This is a genomic window from Enterococcus malodoratus, assembly GCF_027659535.1.
In the GTDB taxonomy this organism is placed as follows: Bacteria; Bacillota; Bacilli; order Lactobacillales; family Enterococcaceae; genus Enterococcus_A; species Enterococcus_A malodoratus.
The window spans coordinates 381,420-403,801 of record NZ_JAQDPG010000002.1 but is presented as its reverse complement, the minus strand read 5'-3'; the positions used below and the strand labels follow the sequence as shown (position 1 = coordinate 403,801).

At 40.6% G+C, this 22,382-nt stretch carries 16 protein-coding genes and 1 riboswitch; of the genes, 14 read left to right on the top strand and 2 right to left on the bottom strand.

Translation table 11 applies throughout. From position 1 onward, the window contains the following. Positions 1 to 77: 77 nt before the first annotated feature. The 7 genes from PGP85_RS05285 to lpdA all read left to right on the top strand — a co-directional run bounded on the left by PGP85_RS05285 (position 78) and on the right by lpdA (position 11,016). Positions 78 to 1,499 carry an aminotransferase-like domain-containing protein gene (locus tag PGP85_RS05285; protein WP_010739079.1) on the top strand — a complete coding sequence of 474 codons (1,422 nt, stop codon included), beginning with the start codon at positions 78 to 80 and terminating at the stop codon, positions 1,497 to 1,499. Further along, the gene (locus tag PGP85_RS05280) at positions 1,500 to 2,225 is read left to right on the top strand and encodes a nitroreductase family protein (protein ID WP_010739080.1); all 726 of its coding nucleotides are present in this window, start codon (positions 1,500 to 1,502) and stop codon (positions 2,223 to 2,225) included. 43 nt (positions 2,226 to 2,268) lie between these two features. Then, a riboswitch (M-box (ykoK) riboswitch) is annotated at positions 2,269 to 2,432 on the top strand. A 298-nt stretch (positions 2,433 to 2,730) separates the two neighbouring features. After that, positions 2,731 to 5,337 carry a magnesium-translocating P-type ATPase gene (mgtA, locus tag PGP85_RS05275; protein ID WP_010739081.1) on the top strand — a complete coding sequence of 869 codons (2,607 nt, stop codon included), beginning with the start codon at positions 2,731 to 2,733 and terminating at the stop codon, positions 5,335 to 5,337. Between the two features lie 391 nt (positions 5,338 to 5,728). Then, a complete protein-coding gene (pdhA, locus tag PGP85_RS05270; protein WP_010739082.1) occupies positions 5,729 to 6,838 on the top strand; it encodes a pyruvate dehydrogenase (acetyl-transferring) E1 component subunit alpha in 1,110 nt (369 codons plus the stop codon). Between the two features lie 2 nt (positions 6,839 to 6,840). Beyond that, positions 6,841 to 7,818 carry an alpha-ketoacid dehydrogenase subunit beta gene (locus tag PGP85_RS05265; RefSeq protein WP_090403400.1) on the top strand — a complete coding sequence of 326 codons (978 nt, stop codon included), beginning with the start codon at positions 6,841 to 6,843 and terminating at the stop codon, positions 7,816 to 7,818. Between the two features lie 140 nt (positions 7,819 to 7,958). Beyond that, entirely contained in the window at positions 7,959 to 9,602 is a 1,644-nt protein-coding gene (locus PGP85_RS05260; RefSeq protein ID WP_010739084.1) for a dihydrolipoyllysine-residue acetyltransferase, read from the top strand. Between the two features lie 7 nt (positions 9,603 to 9,609). Beyond that, complete coding sequence (lpdA, locus tag PGP85_RS05255) at positions 9,610 to 11,016, top strand: dihydrolipoyl dehydrogenase (protein WP_090403397.1); 1,407 nt, start codon at positions 9,610 to 9,612, stop codon at positions 11,014 to 11,016. 65 nt (positions 11,017 to 11,081) lie between these two features. On the opposite strand, the gene PGP85_RS05250 is transcribed toward lpdA, so the two are convergent. Continuing rightward, positions 11,082 to 11,918 carry an AraC family transcriptional regulator gene (locus tag PGP85_RS05250; protein WP_010739086.1) on the bottom strand — a complete coding sequence of 279 codons (837 nt, stop codon included), beginning with the start codon at positions 11,916 to 11,918 and terminating at the stop codon, positions 11,082 to 11,084. Between the two features lie 130 nt (positions 11,919 to 12,048). On the opposite strand from PGP85_RS05250, the gene PGP85_RS05245 reads away from it, so the two are divergent. Then, positions 12,049 to 13,539: an amino acid permease gene (locus tag PGP85_RS05245; protein WP_010739087.1), complete on the top strand. Its 1,491-nt coding sequence runs from the start codon at positions 12,049 to 12,051 to the stop codon at positions 13,537 to 13,539. Beyond that, complete coding sequence (gene ebgA, locus PGP85_RS05240; protein WP_270326419.1) at positions 13,536 to 16,601, top strand: beta-galactosidase subunit alpha; 3,066 nt, start codon at positions 13,536 to 13,538, stop codon at positions 16,599 to 16,601. Before PGP85_RS05245 ends, ebgA begins: the two co-directional genes overlap by 4 nt. Before the next feature lie 60 nt (positions 16,602 to 16,661). On the opposite strand, the gene PGP85_RS05235 is transcribed toward ebgA, so the two are convergent. Further along, entirely contained in the window at positions 16,662 to 17,285 is a 624-nt protein-coding gene (locus PGP85_RS05235) for a GPP34 family phosphoprotein (RefSeq protein WP_010739089.1), read from the bottom strand. Positions 17,286 to 17,440: 155 nt separating this feature from the next. Between PGP85_RS05235 and PGP85_RS05230 the strand changes: the two genes are divergently transcribed. The 5 genes from PGP85_RS05230 (at position 17,441) to typA (ending at position 22,061) form a co-directional block, all read left to right on the top strand. Next, positions 17,441 to 18,304: a helix-turn-helix domain-containing protein gene (locus tag PGP85_RS05230; protein ID WP_010739090.1), complete on the top strand. Its 864-nt coding sequence runs from the start codon at positions 17,441 to 17,443 to the stop codon at positions 18,302 to 18,304. Positions 18,305 to 18,320: 16 nt separating this feature from the next. After that, complete coding sequence (locus tag PGP85_RS05225; RefSeq protein WP_270326418.1) at positions 18,321 to 18,926, top strand: sugar O-acetyltransferase; 606 nt, start codon at positions 18,321 to 18,323, stop codon at positions 18,924 to 18,926. 64 nt (positions 18,927 to 18,990) lie between these two features. After that, on the top strand, positions 18,991 to 19,260 hold the full coding sequence (locus PGP85_RS05220) for a UPF0223 family protein (protein ID WP_010739092.1): 270 nt from the start codon (positions 18,991 to 18,993) through the stop codon (positions 19,258 to 19,260). 82 nt (positions 19,261 to 19,342) lie between these two features. Then, the gene (locus PGP85_RS05215) at positions 19,343 to 20,107 is read left to right on the top strand and encodes an inositol monophosphatase family protein (RefSeq protein WP_010739093.1); all 765 of its coding nucleotides are present in this window, start codon (positions 19,343 to 19,345) and stop codon (positions 20,105 to 20,107) included. Positions 20,108 to 20,219: 112 nt separating this feature from the next. Beyond that, on the top strand, positions 20,220 to 22,061 hold the full coding sequence (gene typA, locus PGP85_RS05210; RefSeq protein WP_010739094.1) for a translational GTPase TypA: 1,842 nt from the start codon (positions 20,220 to 20,222) through the stop codon (positions 22,059 to 22,061). Positions 22,062 to 22,382: the final 321 nt, after the last annotated feature.

Here is a 22,382-nt window from a genome sequence, read left to right as displayed (position 1 = left end):
TTTTTTCGTACATGCAATTGACAGTCAATAATAATTGGGTTAGCTTTGAATCATCCAATAATGAGTGAGGGAAAAATATGTGGCAACTAACAGAAAAAAAATCCACACCAGTGTATCAGCAGATCATTGAACAAATCATTAACTATATTCAAAACGGCACCTTGCAGCCAGGGGATAAATTACCGGCTGAGCGAAAATTGGCGGACTATTATCAAGTGAATCGATCGACGGTTGTCCACGCTTTAGATGAATTAGTCAGTCTTGGCTGGGTATTGCGGAGACAAGGAAGCGGCACAATAGTTAATGAAGGAAACTGGGGGCGCAGTACGACGCCGCGAGTCGATTGGCGCAGTTTGTTTACTCAAGAAGCTCATCCGAAAGAGCCTTTTCTCGAAAAACTTCAACAGCTGCTAAATGACCCAGAGGCAATTGACCTTTATTCAGGTGAACTCCCATTGAGTCTGATCCCGGATTTTCGCTTTCCTTCCTATACTTGGGAAGAGTTGCTATTAGAAGAGCGAAAACAAAGTCCGCTGGGATATCGACCGCTGCAGCAGGTCATTTGTCAGCGAATTGAAACGGAGCAAAAAATCAAGGTTTCATCGAATCAAGTTCTGATCACGTCAGGCGCGCAACAGGCGATGTTTTTATTATTGCAAGTGATGTTACAAAGCGGTGATAGTGTGGCGATTGAAGACCCGTCATTTTTGTACTCGTTACCGATTTTTGCGAGTGCGGGTATCAGACTGTACGGAGTTGAAATGGATCGCGAAGGAATGCGCATTGACAAGTTGGAACAATTAATCCTGACGAAGAAAATCAAATTGATCATCCTGAATCCGACCTTCCAAAATCCGACAGGTTCAATGATGTCGAATCGGCGTAGAAACGCATTGATCGATCTTAGTCGTAAATATCAATTGCCGATTGTTGAAGATGAGGTATTTAGGGAAATGAACTTCAACGAAATTCCGCCTTCGTTGAAGGAACTCGCACCGCATCAGGTGATTCATTTAGGATCACTTTCGAAAATCTTTGGTTCTTCGATCAAAATAGGCTGGATTGTTGCTGATCAAGATCTGATTCAACGTTTATCTGAAGCAAAGCAAATGATGGATTTTTCGATCAGTGTTTTTCCGCAGGTGATCGCTCATACCGCCTTAACAGACTCGCGGTTTGAACATAATCAAGCCGTGTTGGTTGGAACATTAAAGCAATTGGCGCAGGCGTTTTTAAAAGGAGCAGAAGCAATTGCTGATGATTGGGAGGTATCTGAGATCAATGGCGGTATTTATGTATATTTAACTTGGCGCCATCAACATCTTACGAGAAAAGATTGGGAGATTTTTCTGCGAGAAAAATTATTGATCGCCCCCGCATTTCTATTTAGTAATGATACAATGGCAATGAGAGTGAATTACACTCGGATGACAAAACAAACGCGAGAGCAATTTTTCGCGAAGCTGCAGACAATTTCAAAGGAGTTAAGGAGGAGTTAAATGGAAGCGTTGGAGATCATGAAGCAACATCGGACTTATCGCAATTTTGATGAAACGTATCAGCTATCAGAGGATCAACTGCAAAAGATTTTGCAGGCAAGTCGGCAGGCCCCAAGTTGGATGAACGGACAAATGTACAGCATTATTGTAGTAAAAGATCGTGAAATCCGTGAGAAACTAGTTGAGATGAATCCTGGAAACCCGCATGTGCTGCACAGTTCGGTTTTCTTAGTTTTTGTGGCAGACTTAAAAAGAACGCAAAAGGTCGCAGATCATTATGAGATGGACTACCGTATAGGCGAAGGTCTGGACCCGTTGATTACAGCCGTCACTGATACTGCTTTAGCGTTGGAAAATGCTGTGATCGCGACTGAAGCTTTAGGATTGGGCTCAGTTGTTGTTGGGACAATTCGGAAAGATGTCGCAGAAGTCAGCGAACTGTTAAGATTGCCGGATTATGTTCTGCCTGTTGCCGGTTTAAGTATTGGCAAACCAAATGTGGAAATGCGGGTCAAACCGCGATTGCCAGATCAGACGGTGATTCATTATGATACGTACAAGGATTATGATTATTCTTCGATTGAGGAATATGACGATACGATGGAAAAGTTTGCCGAGGCTCGTGAAACAAAACTTTGGAGTAAAAAATTTGCTGACTACTTTAGCAATACGCCCAACAAGAAAGTTGATGAATTTCTGAAACAAAACAAGTTTTTTCAATCTTAAGTTTGACACTGAAAGATAAGTGACATATAGTAAGGATGTAAATAAGAATAATTGTTAGGTGAGGCTCCTATATGGACACAGGCTACTGCCCAAAAATGTCGAGAGACGCCAATGGGTAGAACAGGGATCATCGTGAAGGTGATTCATAACGTAGCTGACAAATCTGTCTACGCCCTATAGTGCTAAAGCTCGACGATGAACATGAATGAATTTTTCGCGCGTGCTCATTTTCGAGCGCGCGTTTTTTTGCCGTTTATTTGAAACTAAAGCGAATAGAATGGACTTAAGGCGATTTTTGAGAATTGTTTAGTTGAATCGTATGAATGGTGAAGACACTCCTGTTTTTCCGTTTTTGAAAAAAAGAGCTCTTAATCGGAGTTAGCTGCCAGTGATTTCCCTGATAATTGAAAGGATGTGAGGAAGATGGATTATGAAGATAGTCGACCGAAGAGAAAATATAAAAGGGCGGCTTGTGTTGCCTTAAATTTTAGGGGGAACTACTATGATGAACAAAAAAAACCTTCTTGCTCGCAAGATCAGCAAAGATCAAGAACTGAAAAAGCTGGCGATTCTATCTGATCGGGATTTATTTTTAAACTTGCGAACATCATTGCAAGGGTTATCGGAAGAAGATGCACAAAGCCGTTTGGAGGAATACGGGCCAAACGAAGTTTCAGCACAAAAACCTACACCTGGAATTCTATTATTTTTACAAGCATTCAATGATCCATTCGTTTATGTTTTAGCACTATTAGCCATTGTTTCTGTATTGACGAATGATCTTGAAGCGGCAGTCGTAATGACAATCATGATATTAGCCAGTGTGTTGATTACTTTTATTCAGGAATATCGTTCACAAAAAGCGAGTATTGAATTAAAAGAAATGATCGAAAATACGGCAGCAATCACGCGGAATGGTGAAACAAAGGAAATTCCGATGGATGAAGTTGTACCTGGTGACATTTTGACGTTAGCGACTGGCGATATGATTCCAGCAGATGCCGTATTGATTTGGACGAAGGATCTTTTCGTTAACCAATCATCGTTAACGGGAGAATCAATGCCCGTTGAAAAATATCTTGATCAAGATAAGAAATTAACAGATGAAATGACGGCATTGGATTTAACAAATCTGGTTTTTATGGGAACCGATGTATTAAGTGGTCAAGGTAAAGCTATTATTCTGAAAACGGGACAACAAACATTCTTTGGCGACATCGCAAAAAATGCCACTTCAAAACGCGGGAAAACCTCATTTGATATTGGCTTAGCAAGAGTCAGCAAACTATTATTACGAATGGTCATGGTCTTATTTCCATTAGTCTTCTTAATCAATGGACTGACAAAGGGAGATTGGAGCAGTGCATTTTTCTTTGCAATCGCTGTGGCTGTGGGGCTAACTCCTGAAATGCTGCCAATGATCGTGAGTTCCAACTTAGCCAAAGGCGCGTTGACCTTATCAAAACACAAAGTTATCGTGAAGGAATTGGCGTCAATTCAAAATTTAGGCAGTATGGATGTGCTGTGTACCGATAAAACAGGAACAATTACAGAAGATCGGGTGGTCTTAGTCCAGCATCTCGATCCATTAGGAAATGAAAATGAACAAGTACTTGACTTAGCCTTTATGAATTCGACTTATCAAACTGGTTGGAAGAATTTAATGGATATTGCAGTAATTAATTATTTTGAAGAACAAGATCGGAAACTACCGTATCAATCTGTTCAAAAAATCGACGAAATTCCATTCGATTTCTCTCGCCGTCGTTTGACTGTTGTAATGAAAACAGACGAACATCAATTGATGATCACAAAAGGTGCGGTCGAAGAAATGTCAACGATTTGTAAATATGTTGAGATCAACGGAGAGATTATGGAGTTAACGCCGGAGATTCGCCAACAATTACAAACGGTGAATGAAAAAATGAATCGTCAAGGAATGCGAGTAATTACCGTAGCGGTTCGTCGAGATGCCCATGATGAAGCTATTTACTCGACTGATGATGAAAAAGATATGACGTTGATTGGATTTATGGGTTTCCTTGATCCGGCCAAAGCGTCTGCAAAACCAGCAATCAAATCATTACAGCAACATGGTGTGACAGTGAAGGTTTTGACTGGTGACAATGCCATCGTGGCACAAAAAGTATGTCAAGATGTTGGTATTCCGGCAGAAGACTATTTATTAGGAAATCAAGTCGATGAAATGTCGGATGATGAGTTGTACAGAGCAGCCGAAAGCATCAATTTATTTGCCAAATTAAATCCTATGCAAAAATCACGCATTATTGAATCGCTTCAGGATAAAGGACATACCGTAGGATTCATGGGTGATGGTATTAATGATGCTCCGGCACTAAGAAAAGCCGATGTGGGAATTTCGGTCGATACAGCAGCGGATATTACGAAGGATGCCAGCTCGATCATCTTGCTGGAGAAAAGTTTAGCTGTCTTAGAAAACGGTGTAATTGAAGGCCGCCGAGTTTTCAGCAATATGATGAAGTATATCAAGATTACGATCAGCTCAAACTTTGGAAATGTGTTCTCGATCTTAGTTGCCAGTGCCTTTCTGCCATTTCTACCTATGCTGTCTATTCAATTGCTCTTGCAAAATCTGATCTATGACATCGCTCAATTGACGATCCCATGGGACAATGTCGATGAAGAAGAACTGCATGTGCCGACGAAGTGGGAAACAAAGGGATTATTGAAATTTACTGTGTGTATTGGACCGATCAGCTCGGTCTTTGATATTATTACATTCTTAGTGATGTGGTTCGTTTTTGGAGCAAATACGATCGCTTCACAAAACTTATTCCAAACAGGCTGGTTTATGATCGGGTTAACGACGCAAGCGTTAGTGGTTCTGATGGTTCGTACAAAGAAAATTCCATTTATCCAAAGCCGTCCAGCACCACAAGTCTTTATTAGTCTGTTAATGGCTGTAGTAGTAGGTATCATTGTAGTCGTAACGCCTATTGCGGAACAATTTGATTTTGTACATCTTCCAAGCAGCTACTGGTTATGGTATGTAGGGATCGTCGTTGTTTATATGCTGGCAACACAGTTAGGAAAAGTAATCTATATAAAAATTGCAAAAGAATGGATCTGAACTATAACAGAATGGCCTGTACTGGCATTCTGTTTCTTTTTTTGTGAAAAATCACAACAATTATTTAAAATCAGAAGTTGTATCCGTCTTCTTTTTAATACTCTTTCTACACTTTAATGACCGAAATAATGGCAAATTTAAAAAAATCAAAGATATTCAACTTCCGCAATCTAATTAACGGGATTTTGATATCGTAAGCAGGCTGCATGTGATTTCACAAGGAGAAAAAGTGAAACGCTTCAATTCGTTCATAATCGGTGAGCAAGTTTGTTGTCAATTGAATACAAAAATGCTAATTTAGAGAGGAAGGGGCAATAGCAATAATACAGATTGACTTGCTGTTGCACTGATAACAAGACTTAATTTACTTAAGAGAGGAAAGTGTGACACCATGGCAGAAAAAGAGTTAACGATTGATTTTGAAGCCTTACTAAAAGATGTAAACGCGGATTTTCCCGTGTACCAAGCGCTGGATGAGGACGGAAAAATTGTAAATGAAAATTTAGTTCCTGATTTATCTGATGAAGAACTTGTTGAATTGATGACTTCAATGGTTTGGTCAAGAGTATTAGACCAACGCTCAACTGCATTGAATCGTCAAGGACGATTAGGATTCTTCGCGCCAACTGCTGGACAAGAAGCCAGCCAATTAGCTAGTCATTTTGCATTTGAGAAAGAAGACGTACTATTACCAGGATATCGTGATGTTCCACAATTGATCAAACACGGCTTACCTTTAGCTGAGGCCTTTTTATGGTCGCGTGGTCACGTTGCTGGGAATAACTATCCCGCTGATTTACAGGCTTTACCTCCTCAAATCATTATCGGTGCTCAATATGTTCAAGCTGCCGGTGTTGCTTTAGGACTAAAAAAACGTGACAGCAAAAATGTTGTCTTCACTTATACTGGCGATGGCGGTTCATCTCAGGGTGACTTCTATGAAGCAATCAACTTTGCCGGTGCGTATCATGCAAACGCTGTATTCTACATTCAAAACAATGGCTTTGCTATTTCGACTCCGCGTGAAAAACAAACAGCCGCTAAAACATTGGCGCAAAAATCAGTTGCTGCTGGAATTCCTGGTATCCAGGTCGACGGTATGGATCCATTGGCGGTCTATTACGTTTCTAAGAAAGCACGTGAATGGGCAGCTAACGGCAATGGTCCAGTATTGATTGAAACATTAACTTATCGTTATGGTCCGCATACATTATCTGGTGATGATCCAACCCGTTACCGTTCAAAAGAAATGGATGACGAATGGACAAAGAAAGATCCTTTGGTTCGCTTCCGTAAGTATTTGACGGAAAAAGGCTTATGGTCAGAAGAACAAGAAGAAAAAGTAATTGAAGCAACAAAAGATGAAATTAAACAAGCAATTACAGATGCTGACCGTGTTCCAAAACAAAAGGTTTCTGATTTCTTGAAAAATATGTATGAAGTTCAACCACAAAATATCAAAGAACAAATTGAATTCTATGAAGCGAAGGAGTCGAAATAATCATGGCACAAAAAACAATGATCCAAGCAATTACAGATGCCTTAGCTCTGATGCTTGAAAAAGATAAAGAAGTTTTAGTTTTCGGTGAAGACGTTGGTAAAAACGGCGGGGTTTTCCGTGCGACTGAAGGTCTTCAAGAAAAATTCGGCGAAGATCAAGTTTTCGATACACCACTAGCTGAATCTGGCATCGCCGGACTTGGTTTTGGTTTAGCCTTGCAAGGCTTCCGTCCCGTTCCTGAAATTCAATTCTTTGGTTTTGTATTTGAAGCGATGGACGAAATCGTCGGACAAATGGCTCGTACTCGTTACCGCATGGGCGGTACACGAAATCTGCCAATCACGATCCGCGCACCATTCGGAGGCGGTGTTCACACACCAGAACTCCACTCAGATAACTTAGAAGGATTAATGGCGCAATCACCAGGCTTACGCGTGGTCATTCCATCAAATCCATACGATGCAAAAGGTCTCTTGATTGCGTCAATTCGCAACAATGATCCAGTTGTATTCTTAGAGCACATGAAGCTTTATCGTTCTTTCCGTGAGGAAGTGCCAGAAGGAATCTATGAAGTACCATTAGACAAAGCTGCTGTTACTAAAGAGGGTTCTGATGTTTCGATCATTACCTACGGCGCGATGGTACGTGAAGCGATTAAGGCTGCAGACAACTTAGCGAAAGAAAATATCAACGCTGAAATTATTGACTTGCGCACCGTTGCACCGCTTGATGTTGAAACTATCATTAAATCAGTTGAAAAAACTGGTCGTGTGGTCGTTGTTCAAGAAGCGCAAAAACAAGCGGGCGTTTCTGCACAAGTCGTTTCAGAAATCTCTGAACGGGCTGTTCTTTCATTAGAAGCACCAATCGGACGAGTTTCTGCTCCAGATACGATTTTCCCATTTGGACAAGCAGAAGGTATCTGGTTGCCAAACGCAGCAGATATCGAAGCAAAAGTAAAAGAAATCGCAGCATTTTAATCGAAAAAGAGGTTCGTCCAACTTTTAGCAGTTCAATATAGAATGGAACTGTTAAAAGTCGGATGATATACGACACGACAATTCCATTTATTTTTTCAATAGTTGAAAAGATAATTACATCAGTAAGGAGCGAAAAAAACATGGCTTACCAATTTAAATTACCGGACATCGGTGAAGGTATCGCAGAAGGCGAGATCGTCAAATGGTTCGTTAAGGCCGGTGATACAATTAATGAGGACGACACATTATTAGAAGTCCAAAATGATAAATCAGTGGAAGAGATTCCATCTCCAGTAACAGGAACCGTTAAAAAAATTATCGTTGACGAAGGCACTGTTGCCAATGTCGGTGATGTCTTAGTAGAAATCGATGCACCCGGACACGAGGATAACGAAGGAGACTCTGGCGTTGCAGCAGAATCGCAAACACCAGAAGCACCCGCAGCAGAACCAACAGTAGAAAGCGAAAGCAGCAATTCTAATGCTGGCGGTGTCTTCCAATTCAAATTACCGGATATCGGTGAAGGAATTGCGGAAGGCGAAATCGTTAAGTGGTTTGTAAAAGCTGGCGACACGATCGAAGAAGACGATACGCTATTAGAAGTCCAAAACGATAAATCAGTGGAAGAAATTCCATCTCCAGTAACTGGTACGATCAAAAAAATTATCGTTGACGAAGGCACTGTTGCCAATGTCGGTGATGTTTTGGTAGAAATCGACGCACCCGGACATAACGATTCTAGCGCAGCTTCAACTGAATCAGCAGCTCCAGCGGAAGCACCAAATGCTGAAGCAAAAGGCGCTTCTTCTGTTGTTGAATCAAGCAATCCAGATAAACGTGTTCTAGCGATGCCATCTGTACGTCAATATGCACGTGAAAAAGATGTTGATATCAGTCAAGTGACGGCCACAGGTAAAGGCGGACGGATCGTTAAAGAAGATATCGACGCATTTGTTTCTGGCGGCGGACAAGCTGCACCAGCGAAATCAGAAGAGAAATCAACTGAAACATCCGCTTCAGCAGCAAGCACACCAGCGAAGGCTGAAAAACCAGCGCAACCATTTAGCTCAAACATGGGCGAAATGGAAACACGCGAGAAATTAACGCCAACACGTAAAGCCATCGCGAAAGCAATGGTCAACAGCAAACATACAGCACCACATGTAACGCTGCATGATGAAGTAGAAGTTTCTAAACTTTGGGATCACCGTAAGAAATTCAAACAAGTTGCTTTGGATAACGGTACGAAATTGACATTCTTGCCATATGTAGTTAAGGCTTTAACTGCTACTGTTAAGAAATACCCAGTCTTGAACGCATCAATCGATGACGCAGCTCAAGAAATCGTTTATAAGAATTACTACAACATCGGTATCGCAACAGATACAGACCATGGCTTGTATGTACCAAACGTTAAAAACGCGGATACAAAAGGTATGTTCAAGATCGCTGATGAAATCAACGAAAAAGCTGCCTTGGCACATGATGGCAAATTATCAGGAGACGATATGCGTAATGGTACGATCACGATTTCAAATATCGGTTCTGTAGGCGGTGGCTGGTTTACACCAGTTATCAACTACCCTGAAGTAGCAATCCTTGGTGTTGGAACGATCGCGCAACAACCGATCGTCAACGACGAAGGCGAATTAGCGGTTGGCCGTGTAATGAAACTTTCATTAAGCTTCGACCATCGCATCGTTGATGGCGCGACAGCGCAAAAAGCCATGAACAATATTAAACGTTTATTGGCTGATCCAGAATTATTATTAATGGAAGGATGATAAAATCATGGTAGTTGGAGATTTTGCCATTGAATTAGATACAGTTGTAATCGGTGCTGGACCTGGCGGCTATGTTGCCGCCATCCGCGCCGCTGAAATGGGACAAAAAGTGGCAATCATCGAACGGGAATACATTGGCGGCGTTTGTTTAAACGTCGGCTGTGTACCGTCAAAAGCGTTGATTTCTGCTGGACATCATTTGCATGATTCACGTGACTCAACTATGTTTGGTGTTACCAGTGAAAATGTAAAATTAGATTTTGCAAAAACACAAGAATGGAAAGAAAACGAAGTGGTTAATAAATTAACCTCAGGAGTAAAATTCTTGCTGAAGAAACACAAAGTAGAAATCATTGAAGGCGAAGCTTTCTTCGTTGATGATAAAAACTTACGGGTAATTCACCCTGATTCAGCACAAACTTACTCGTTCAATAATGCGATCGTCGCAACAGGTTCTCGCCCAATCGAGATTCCTGGCTTTAAATTTGGCGGACGCGTATTAGATTCGACTGGCGGATTAGCATTACAAGAAGTACCAGAAAAATTCGTGATCATTGGCGGCGGTGTAATCGGTGCCGAACTAGGAAGCGCGTATGCGAACCTCGGTGCTGAAGTAACGATTATTGAAGGTACGCCTCAAATCTTGCCAACCTACGAAAAAGATATGGTGCAGCTTGTTGAGAAAGACTTCAAACAAAAGGGCATCAAGGTTGTTACTTCTGCGATGGCTCGTGAAGCAGTCGATAATGGCGACAGCGTAACGGTTCGTTATGAAGTTGACGGTAAAGAAGAAACAATCGATGCTGATTACGTAATGGTAACGGTTGGTCGTCGTCCAAACACAAATGACATGGGCTTGGAACAAGCCGGTGTTGAAATGACTGATCGCGGTTTGATCTCAGTCGACAAACAAGGACGTACAAATGTACCAAGCATTTACGCGATCGGCGATATCGTTCCAGGCGCTGCTTTGGCTCACAAAGCCAGCTATGAGGCAAAAATAGCTGCAGAAGCAATCTCTGGTAAGAAGGTTGCCGTTGATTACAAAGCGATGCCTGCAGTTGCCTTTACTGATCCAGAATTAGCGACTGTTGGTATGACAATCAAAGAAGCCAAAGAGGCAGGAATCGAAGCGAAAGCCTTCAAATTTCCATTCTCAGGTAATGGTCGTGCGTTATCATTAGGCAAGACAGAAGGCTTCATCCGTTTAGTTACAACGGTGGAAGACAACGTGATCATCGGCGGACAAATCGCTGGTGTAGGAGCAAGTGATATGGTTTCTGAACTTGCTTTAGCGATTGAATCAGGAATGAATGCTGAGGATATTGCTTTAACGATTCATCCGCATCCATCTTTAGGTGAAATCGTGATGGACGCTTCTGAATTGGCTTTAGGTTTGCCAATCCATATTTAATAAACTCAAAAGCACTAAGATCGACGTTGATCTTAGTGCTTTTTTTGTCTTCTGGATGAAACGAATCAATTAATGATAAATTGTTTGCGATAGTTGGAAGGGGAGATACCCAACTTGGCATTAAAAAATTTTGAAAAATAAGAGGAAGAAGAAAAGCCGGTTTCATAAGCTATTTCGGTGATACTCAATGAACTTTTTCGCAACAGAGAACAAGCTTTTTGCAGCTTTAATTCTTGGATATATTCACTAGGTCCTATTCCTTTGTAGGATTGAAATAGCTTATAAAGATAGGTTCGATCAATGTTGCTGAATTTTGAAATTTGATTGACACTGAGATTTTCAGACATGTTATCGTCGATGTAATTCAGAATGGTTTTAAATAGATTTTCGCTCTGTGACAGATGATTTGTCTTCAAATTGATCTGGTCGATCGTGTCAAACAGATTAAATGAGGAGGCGATTGTACGAAAAAGATTGTCTCTTTTGAATTCGTCATAGATATCTTGAAAAAGAACGTCTATTCTATGATCAAAGGCGTTACCGATAACACAATTATGTTTATCCAACTTCAATTTGGAAAAATAATCGGCGGCTAAATCACCAGAAAAACCAACCCATCTGTACTGCCATGGATTGTCACGATTTGGATAATAAACATTTTTACAATTTGATGGAATAATAAAAAAATCTCCCGCAGTAATTTTTCTCTCTGGAAAAAAGGGAGTTGAGAAAAAACCTTCCCCAGCGACACAATAATGAAGCACCCAATAATTGATCGGAGCGTACTCCGTAGGCTTGGTTGAGCGACATTTTTCATAACCAACTTCGCAAATATGGAACTCTGAACTTAATTTGTCATTGTTGGTTAAGATACTGATTTCTTTTGCTAATGAGCTGTACATCAAATTCCTCCTCGACAAGTAATTATTAAGAGGCAACATCTTTACAAGTATTTGGAAACATTTCTTATTTTTTATACCATGAAAGCGCTATAAAATCAAAGTGTAAATAAATATTGAAAGGATGTTTGAGATGGAAAATTCTAATTCGAGGCAGCGTTTGGGATCGATTGCCTTAATGCTGATGACTTTTTCGGCAGTATTCGCTTTCCCCAGCATTGTCAACAATAGTATCCAAATTGGGCTGGCAACAATTCCCGGGTATTTGTTTGGTACTATCTTTTATTTTTTACCTTTTATTTTGATGATCGCGGAATTTGCTTCTGCCAATTCAGGAAAGGAATCGGGAGTTCATAGTTGGCTGCAATCTGTTCTGGGTGAAAAATGGGCCTTCTTAGGTGCTTGGTCTTATTTCTTTGTTAATCTATTTTTCTTTTGTTCGTTATTGCCGAACACTTTGATTTACGGATCCTATGCTTTTGGCGGCACCAATGTTTTTCAAGGCGGAAACAGCACGATTATTATCGCCGGAATTTCAATTTTGCTATTTTGGCTAATGACCTGGGTCTGCATCAAAGGCGTGTCTTGGATTTCAAAGGTTACAAGTTTTGCTGGGAGCGCTCGTTTGTTCATGGGAGTGGCCTTTGTTGTATTAGCCTTTATCGTTGTTTTTGGCTTTGGTAAAGAACCGGCACAGGATTTCACAATGCAATCGATCAAACCGAGTTTCAACTGGACCTTTTTCATGACGATGGCTTGGATTTTGCAGGCTGTAGGCGGCGGTGAGAGTATTGGCGTGTACATTAAGGACGTCAAGGGTGGAAACAGCACATTTGTCCGTACGATGATTGGCGCAACTGTTGTCGTTGGAATTATGTATGTATTAGGTGCTGTAGCGGTTGGTTTTGTTGTACCGACAGAAGTTCTAAAGGGAAATTTTTCAAATGGTATTTTTGATATTTTTAAAATCTTAGGTTCGCATTTTAATATTCCGAGCGGTGTGATGGTTCGACTCGTCGGCTTGATCTTATTTATCGGCAGTTTAGGATCATTAGCTCTGTGGACTGCGGCACCTGTTAAGGTCTTCTTCTCTGAAATTCCAGAAGGTGTCTTTGGAAAGTGGTTAGTTAAAACCAATGAAGAAGGAAATCCTACAAATGCTTTAGTCGTACAAGGTGTTATCGTTACGATGCTGCTGATCATTCCAGCATTAGGCATCGGCAACATGGACAGCTTTCTTTCAACATTGATCAACATGACAGCGTCTACATCTTTGCTGCCAGTATTGTTTTTATTAGTTGCGTACATCGGCTTGCGTTTGAAAAAAGATTCCATGCCTCGCAGCTTCCGATTCGGCAGCCGGTCGTTTGGAATATTTGCAGGAATTGTTTTACTGCTGATTTTCATTTTCGTTTTCTTTATGTCTACAGTTCCGGATCCACAGCTGATCATGGCTGAAATGAATGGAACGCTGCCGGCTGGTGAGGCAAGTCCGATCGGAATGCTTTTATATAACGTTGTTGGATTAGTGGTATTTATGGGCTTCGCTTGGATTTGTTGGAATCGCTATGAAAGAAAATCTGTTCTTGATAAAGAGACAAATGTAGAGGTGACGGGTAAATGAAAATTTGGGAAAACTATCAATTAGATCATATCAATCGCTTAGAACCACGAGCACATTTTTTAACTTTCCCTACAAAAGAGAAAGCAGCGCTAAATGAAAATAAATACACACATGCGTTTAAAAATCTGAACGGGATTTGGAAGTTTTTACTGTTGGACGCACCTGAATACAGTCCCAGCAACTTCTATGCACCAGATTTTAACACGGAAGAGATGTTTGATATTAAAGTGCCTGGAAATTGGCAGGTTCAAGGTTACGGCAAAATGCATTATTCTGATTTATGGTACAACTTTCCGATTAATCCGCCGTATGTTCCAACGGAAAATCCGACCGGGATATATAAGCGGCAATTTACCGTCGATGAAAGCTTTAAAGACAAGAAAGTGATTTTACGTTTTTGCGGTGTGGATTCCGCCTTTCATGTTTGGGTGAATGGACAAGAAGTCGGCTATAGTAAGGGCGCTAGAAATGAAGCGGAGTTTGATATTACCGATTTGGTTCAGGAAGACGCTGCAAATGATTTGACGGTGCGAGTTTATCAGTGGTCTGATGGGACGTATTTAGAGGATCAAGATATGTGGTGGCTCAGCGGAATCTTTAGAGATGTGGAATTACTTGGTGTTCCTTATGCCGGAATCAACGATTTTACTGTGGTCGCTGATTTAGATGACGAATACAAAAATGGTCTGCTTGATTTGTCATTCAAGCTCCGTGAACCAAAGGGAAAATATGTTAAGGTGGAACTGACTGATCCGTCTGGTGAACAGGTGGTAAGCCAAGATGTAGCAAACGGGCAGAACAGTCTACATTTAGAAATCCCTGATGTTGCCCGCTGGACAGCAGAAACGCCGAAGCTATATCAACTGTTGATCTCCGTTTATGAAGCAGAAAAGCTGATAGAAGTTATTCCTCAAAAAGTCGGTTTCAGAAATATTCGATTAGCTGGTGAAGTCTTCTTGGTCAATGGTGTGGCGATCAAATTGAAAGGAGTCAATCGCCATGATTACAATCCTAGAAATGGTCGAGTTGTTTCAAAAGCGGAAATTGAAAAAGATATTATCTTGATGAAACAGTTCAACATCAATGCTGTTCGAACCAGTCATTATCCGGCTTCTTATTACCTTTATGACTTATGTGACGAATACGGGATGTATGTAATCGATGAAACAGATTTGGAGTGCCACGGCTTCGAACTAACTGGCAAATATGATTGGATCAGTAATGATCCAGAGTGGGAAACCGCCTATGTTTCACGAATGATCAGAATGATCGAACGGGATAAAAATCATCCGTCTATTCTATTTTGGTCATTAGGAAATGAATCTGCCTTTGGCTGCAACTTTGTCAAAATGACCGAGATCGCGAAAGAAATGGATGCTTCCCGCCTAGTTCACTATGAAGGCGACTTTGAAGTGGAAGCAGCGGATGTGTATTCGACCATGTATACCTGGCTGGAGCATCCTACGAAGAAGCCATTGATGGAAACAGTCATTGTAGAGTCGAAAAAACCGCATATTTTATGCGAATATGGCCACGCGATGGGAAATGGACCAGGAAACTTAAAAGAATATCAGGACCTCTTTTACGCCCACGATAAGCTGCAAGGCGGCTTCATTTGGGAGTGGTTTGACCATGGGATTGAATCGTATACCGAAGAAGGTGAAAAGTATTATCGCTATGGCGGCGACTTTGGGGATGACCCTTCCAACAAAGATTTTTGTATTGACGGGCTGTTGATGCCTGATCGGACACCTTCGCCAAGTTTATACGAGTATAAAAAGGTGATTGAACCGATATTGACGACGGCTATCGACCTACACAAAGGTGAGATCAAGTTGCTGAGCCGCTATGATTTCCAAAATCTGCAAATATTTGATTTGTATTATTCGATTGTCGAGGATGAAACAATAATAGAGGATGGGACGCTGCCGCTGCCGTCAATTCCAGCTCGTGAATCGGCAAAACTGAAGCTTCCTTATCATTTGGATTTTGCTCCTAAACCGGGTGCGAGCTACTTCTTAAATCTATCTTATCAATTGAGGAATACCACTTCTTGTGCGCCAAAAGGATATGAACTAGCCTCCGCAAATTACGAACTTCCGCTAAATACGGCTGGAATCAAGGTTGATCCTAGAGGGAAATTGCAAGTCAAAGAATCTGAAACCAATGTAACGATTTTAGGTTCAAACTTTTCTGTGACTTTTGACACGGTCAGAGGAACTCTTAAACAGTTAATTCGTGATGGTCAAACAATTATTGAAAGAGGTCCAAAATTTACGATGTGGCGTGCGCCGATCAGCAATGACATGGAAATCATTGATGAAATGAAGAAAGAGCACTTCCTTCATTTGGAGCATGAAATCGTGAATTCTTTCGAATGGAAAGACCGTGATCAATCGGTTCAAATCGTGGTCAAAACAATCAATTCTACGACAAATAGCGCTTGGCACTATAAGTGTACTTATACCTATACTATCTGCGGCAGTGGAGATATCCTGTTTAATTTAGAAGGTAGCCCTAGCGGAAAAATCGATACAGCACCAAACATGCTGCCGCGCTTAGGTGTATCTATGCATGTAAATAAAGACTTGGATCAAGTGAAATACCTAGGGCGCGGGCCGCGAGAAAACTATGCTGATTCAAAAGAAGCTGGATATCTGGGTGTCTATAGTTCAACGGTGGAGAATATGTTTACCAACTATGTTGTTCCCCAAGCAAATGGGAATAGGATGGATACTCGATGGGCGGCATTTACGGACGATCGCGGCCAAGGATTGTTTGCTTCGACGACCGGCAGTTTTAACTTCAGTACTTCTTATTATGAGGAATGTGATCTAGATGCTGCAAAACATACTTGTGACCTAACTGAACGGGCCTATGTGGTTGTAAATATCGACTATAAGCAAAATGCCTTAGGAAGCTATTCATGCGGTCAATGGCAATTAGAAAAATATCGCACGACTTTTGAAGAATTTAAACTTTCTTTCCGTTTATCGGCATTTAATATGAAAGAGGCAAATGCAATTTCGCTGTCCCATGAAAAAATAGAATTGCCACATTGACATAAAGAATCCTCCTTCCAATTTTCACCCGAAAAAGGAAGGAGGATTTTCTATTGACTATCAGGCCGTCACGACTACTAAAGCCCCAACTAACCAGTCAAGTTGGGAAATCATGAGTTGTGTCTGCTTAGAAACAGGATCATTCTTTGCTGCTTTGATTTTCGCTTCAAGTTCTTTGCGGTCTTCCTTATCAATATATTTTTTCAAATAGGAAGATTTTTTTAGCAAAATCGCTAACGTCAATCCATCGTTGTCGAGTGCATTTAAGTTTTCCAGACGGGCGACTAGTTTAGCGATCGTATTTTCTTTGGCCAAATAACTTGTCGTGCCTTCAACTCTGATTTCACGGAGTTGAATTAATGAGCCGCGAATCTGAGCAACTAATTGTTTTAAATCCTTTTCGAAGAAAGTAGCTCCATAAGCATTGGCGATTTTTTCGATCCTTTTTTTCTTCAACTGCATAATTTTGTTTAGGAGACAATCCAAATACTCTAATTCTGCTGGAAGTTCGTCGGTCAGAACAATAATTTCTTTTTGCTCAAGCTCAATGACACCGGCTGCCTGTAAATCAAGCAATCCCGCCATGACTAGGCACATCCCAACATAATAATTGACTGAAGAAATTTTTCCTTGGCGATTCATAGTAAACAAAAGATATTGCTGCGATAGACTTAGATTTTTCATTTCCCTACTCCTTTGACTTTTAACTAAAGTATAGTCTGCTAGGAGAGAAATTCGATTTTTCGAAACAATCTTTTCAATTTTCTGATTTTCCCATTGTTTTTTCATGGTATTCTAAAGCAATAGAAACAAAAGTTTCGTTAAAGGAGATGAAAACAGTGACGGGAAAATACTTTCAAGAAATCAGAGAAAAGAAGAATCAGACAATTGCCAATACATCTGACGGAATTGTGACCCCGCAATTCTTACGTAAGTACGAACGTGAAAATGGCGATATCCGTTTTTCAAACTTGGTTCAGTTGTTAAATCGATTGAACACCACAATTGATGAATTTGTTTTTGAAATTGATGAAAGCTTGGATGTTTGGCTGTACGCAATTGAAGAAGAGATTGATCAAGCGTATCATGCCGGCAATTCTTTCTCATTGAAAAAATTTGTTGAAAAACAAGAGCAGTTGTATCAACAAACGAATGAAAAACGTTTCTTATTTGCTGCGCTCATTGGCAAACGATTCTATAATTATATTTTTCTGCCCAGTTACACGGTTGATTTAACGCCAATGGCTGATTATTTAAGAGAAACGGAAACGTGGGGAAGATTTGAATTCTTTTTGCTGACTTATAATGGGGACTTATTTAAACCAGAGGAGGCGTATTATTACGCCCAAAAATTAGTTAAGCAGCATCACGGCAGTTATGAAGTGCGAAAGTGGCGCTATGATGCCGTGCTTCATTTAGCCCGCTATTTGATTGAGGAGAATAAATTGGCCTCTGGAGAAAAAATTTTGTTGGAGTACCTGAACAATTTGACACCGAATCGTGACTTGAAGTATTTTCATCATGATCTATACGCGAAATTTGTCTATGGGTTGTTATTGATTAAAAAACACGACCCAAAAGGCCAGCGGCAATGCGAGCGAATCATCGAGATATTTGTCGAGGACTGCGGGTATTTGAATTATGGCAACCGACTAAATATTATTTATCAATCAACCTTAGCACAGGCTAAGCAAGCACAATAAATGAGGAGTATATAATATGAATGAGTTATTAGGTTTTGACGTTTCTAGATCTGGAAAAATGTACGACGATCTTTCCGAAGTTTTTACGAAAACTAGAAAGCAGGCAGTGAATGCGACAACAGAATATAATGCCTTATATGGAAAAGACGAACAGAAGCGAAAGGAAATATTGCAAAAGCTTTTAGGTTCGGTTGGAGAAGATCCGTTTTTCGAACAAGACTTTCGTTGTGAATTTGGAAAGAATATTCACCTTGGCGATCGTTTTTACGCCAACTTTGATTGTATTTTATTAGATGGCGGTGAGATCATTATAGGAAATGATGTTCTATTCGGTCCGCGAGTAGGAATTTTTACGACCAATCATGCGACGTATTCTGCGGAGCGCAAAGCAGGCGGCTGTTATTCTAAGAATGTTGTGATCAAGGATAATGTCTGGGTCGGTGCTAATGTTACGATCAATCAAGGTGTGACAATCGGAGAGAATACGATTATCGGCTCAGGAAGCGTTTTGACTAAAAGCATTCCGGCCGATGTGATCGCGGTTGGTAATCCTTGCCGAGTATTGAGAAAAATTACGGAACAAGACAAAACGGGTTACCAATCAAATCGTCATTCAAACTAAAAGCGACTTTAATTAAAGCCCGTACTATTCTATGGTAAACTATTTTCGAATGGAGTGTGGAACAGTGGCAAACTATGGTTACCCAATTGATGAGGATTGGACACATGAGGAAATTGGTACAGTCATTAATTTTTTTAACTTAGTCGAAGCAGCAAATGAGACAGGGGTCGAAAAAGAGGCTTTTTTGGCTGGCTATAAAAAATTTAAAACCGTCGTGAAAAGTATCGGTGAGGAAAAACGAATCGGACGTGATTTTCAGAACGTCAGCGGTTATTCGATCTATCATACCTTACAAAAAGCGAAAGCAGCAACATCAAAGCGTTTTAAAATGTAAGCAGAATGCGATACATACATGGTGAGCGGACATATCTTTATGAGAATGATACATTCTATACTACGAGTTGGGAGAGATCAGGATGGAAAAAGAAATTATTGGTTGGATCTATGAAGCGGCGGAAAAAGTCAAATCGGGTCTAGGGGATGCGCTGAAAGTTGATCAAAAAAATGGACGGACGGACCTAGTGACAAATGTTGATAAAGAAGTACAGGATTTTATCGTCAAAAAAATACACGATTATGATCCAAAAGCGCTGATTTTAGGTGAGGAGAACGGACAAGATGATACGCCTATCGATAAGGGACGTGTTTTTGTCATCGATCCAATCGACGGAACACTGAACTTTGTGATGCAGCAAGAGAATTTTTGTATCATGATCGCAGTTTACGAAGAGGGCGTCGGGCAATTAGGCTTCATCTATGATGTTATGCGCGATGAACTTCTCTGGGGCGGCCCGAAAGTTGGTAAAGTTTACAATAATAAGGAAGAGCTCTCAGCGCCAGAAAATAAGTCGTTAAGCGAGGGCTTGATTGGTATGAACGCCGCGCTTTATCGCAAGGATTTATTTCATGCGCAGGAAATCGGGCAAACATCGATGGGCATCCGTGTGTTAGGCTGTGCGGGGTTGGATTTCGTGGCGATTCTTAAAGGGACGCAGATTGGCTATGTCAGCATGTTGAGTCCGTGGGATTACGCCGCCGGCACGATCATGATGGAACAGCTGGGAATGACTGTTATAGGAGAAAATCAGCAGCCTCTGAGCTTCAAAGGTCGAGAATTTTTTATTGGGGCAACCCAGGCTGCAATGGCGGAAATTCAAGCAATTAGTAAAGCCAATCATTAAGAAAAATACTTTTTCTGAAAGAATGAAAATGTTTTACTAACACTCTTACTGATTTTCTGTTATAATTGTCAATCGAGTGAGTCTCGCGTTACAAGAAAAGGAGCAATTAAAATTGAATTACAGAAAAGATATCCGCAACGTGGCAATCATTGCCCACGTCGACCATGGTAAAACCACATTAGTAGATGAAATGCTTAAGCAATCTGATACCCTTGATAGCCACGTTAATTTACAAGAACGGGCAATGGATTCGAATGCATTAGAAAAGGAACGTGGAATCACGATCTTAGCGAAAAATACCGCTGTTAACTATAAAGACTACAAAATCAACATCATGGACACACCAGGACATGCCGATTTCGGTGGTGAAGTGGAACGTATCATGAAAATGGTTGATGGTGTATTGTTAGTCGTAGATGCTTACGAAGGAACGATGCCGCAAACACGTTTCGTATTGAAAAAAGCATTAGAACAACATTTAACACCCATCGTTGTAGTGAATAAAATTGACAAGCCTTCTGCACGTCCAGAAGAAGTTGTTGATGAAGTATTAGAATTATTCATCGAATTGGGTGCGGATGATGAACAATTGGATTTCCCAGTTATTTATGCATCAGCAATCAACGGAACATCTAGCTTGTCCGACGATCCTGCGGAACAACAAGCAACAATGGCTCCTGTTTTCGATACAATCATTGAAAAAATCCCAGCTCCAGTTGATAACAGCGACGAGCCTCTACAATTCCAAGTATCGTTATTAGATTATAATGATTATGTTGGTCGTATCGGTATCGGCCGTATCTTCCGCGGAAAAATGAAAGTCGGCGACCAAGTTTCGGTTATGAAGCTTGATGGTTCGATTAAAAACTTCCGTGTAACAAAAATCTTTGGTTTCTTCGGCTTGCAACGTTTGGAAGTTCAAGAAGCAAAAGCCGGCGATTTGATTGCCGTTTCTGGTATGGAAGACATTTTCGTTGGTGAAACAGTAACACCAGTTGATAATCAAGAAGCATTGCCAATCTTGCATATTGATGAACCAACGTTACAAATGACTTTCCTAGTTAATAACTCACCATTTGCTGGCCGTGAAGGAAAATATGTAACATCACGTAAAATCGAAGAACGTTTGATGTCAGAATTGCACACCGACGTTTCTCTTCGTGTTGAAAATACAGATTCTCCTGATGCGTGGACTGTTTCAGGCCGTGGCGAATTGCATTTATCAATTTTGATTGAAAACATGCGTCGAGAAGGCTATGAATTACAAGTTTCTCGTCCAGAAGTTATCGAAAGAATCGTTGATGGCGTGAAATGCGAACCGTTTGAACGTGTTCAAATCGACACACCTGAAGAATACATGGGCAGCGTAATCGAAGCCTTAGGACAACGTAAAGCAGAAATGCAAGACATGATCCATTCTGGAAATGGTCAAATCCGTTTAGTTTTCTTAGCTCCAGCTCGTGGATTGATCGGTTTCACTACTGAATTCCTATCAATGACTCGCGGATACGGGATCATGAACCATACGTTTGATCAATATCTTCCAATGATCCAAGGTGTGATCGGCGGACGTCGTAATGGCGCGTTAGTGTCTGTTGATAACGGAAAAGCTACAATGTACTCTATTATGAGTGTTGAAGAACGCGGAACAGTCTTTGTTGAACCAGGTACAGAAGTGTATGAAGGTATGATCGTTGGTGAAAACAGCCGTGATAAAGACTTAGGTGTCAATATTACTAAAGCTAAACAAATGACAAACGTTCGTTCAGCAAACAAAGACCAAACGTCTGTTATCAAGAAACCTCGTATCTTAACCTTAGAAGAATCATTAGAATTCTTGAATGACGATGAATTCTGTGAAGTTACACCAGAATCAATTCGTCTACGTAAACAAATTCTAAACAAATCAGAACGTGAAAAAGCAGCGAAGAAACGCAAAGTTGCTGCTGAATAATTCGTTTTTTCAAGAACCACACCTTATCGTGTGGTTCTTTTTTTGTACATCCGTAGTGAAATATGACGAATGATTTGAGCATTTTTTCTGCAAATGTTCACTTATTTTTGAAGTTAAATGAAATTATTTTATCCGTGATACCCTATTGATCTTATCTTCTTAATTAATAGTTATTCTAATCTGTTAATTATTTTAAAAAAATTGATGTAGCAGTTTTCTGCCAAATGAATTATGTTGTTTTTGTGGGGATTGAGAAAACAAACGAATCTGTGTTTTACAGGGCCAGTGAAGCACAGCAATCAATAAATTATTTTTGAAGAA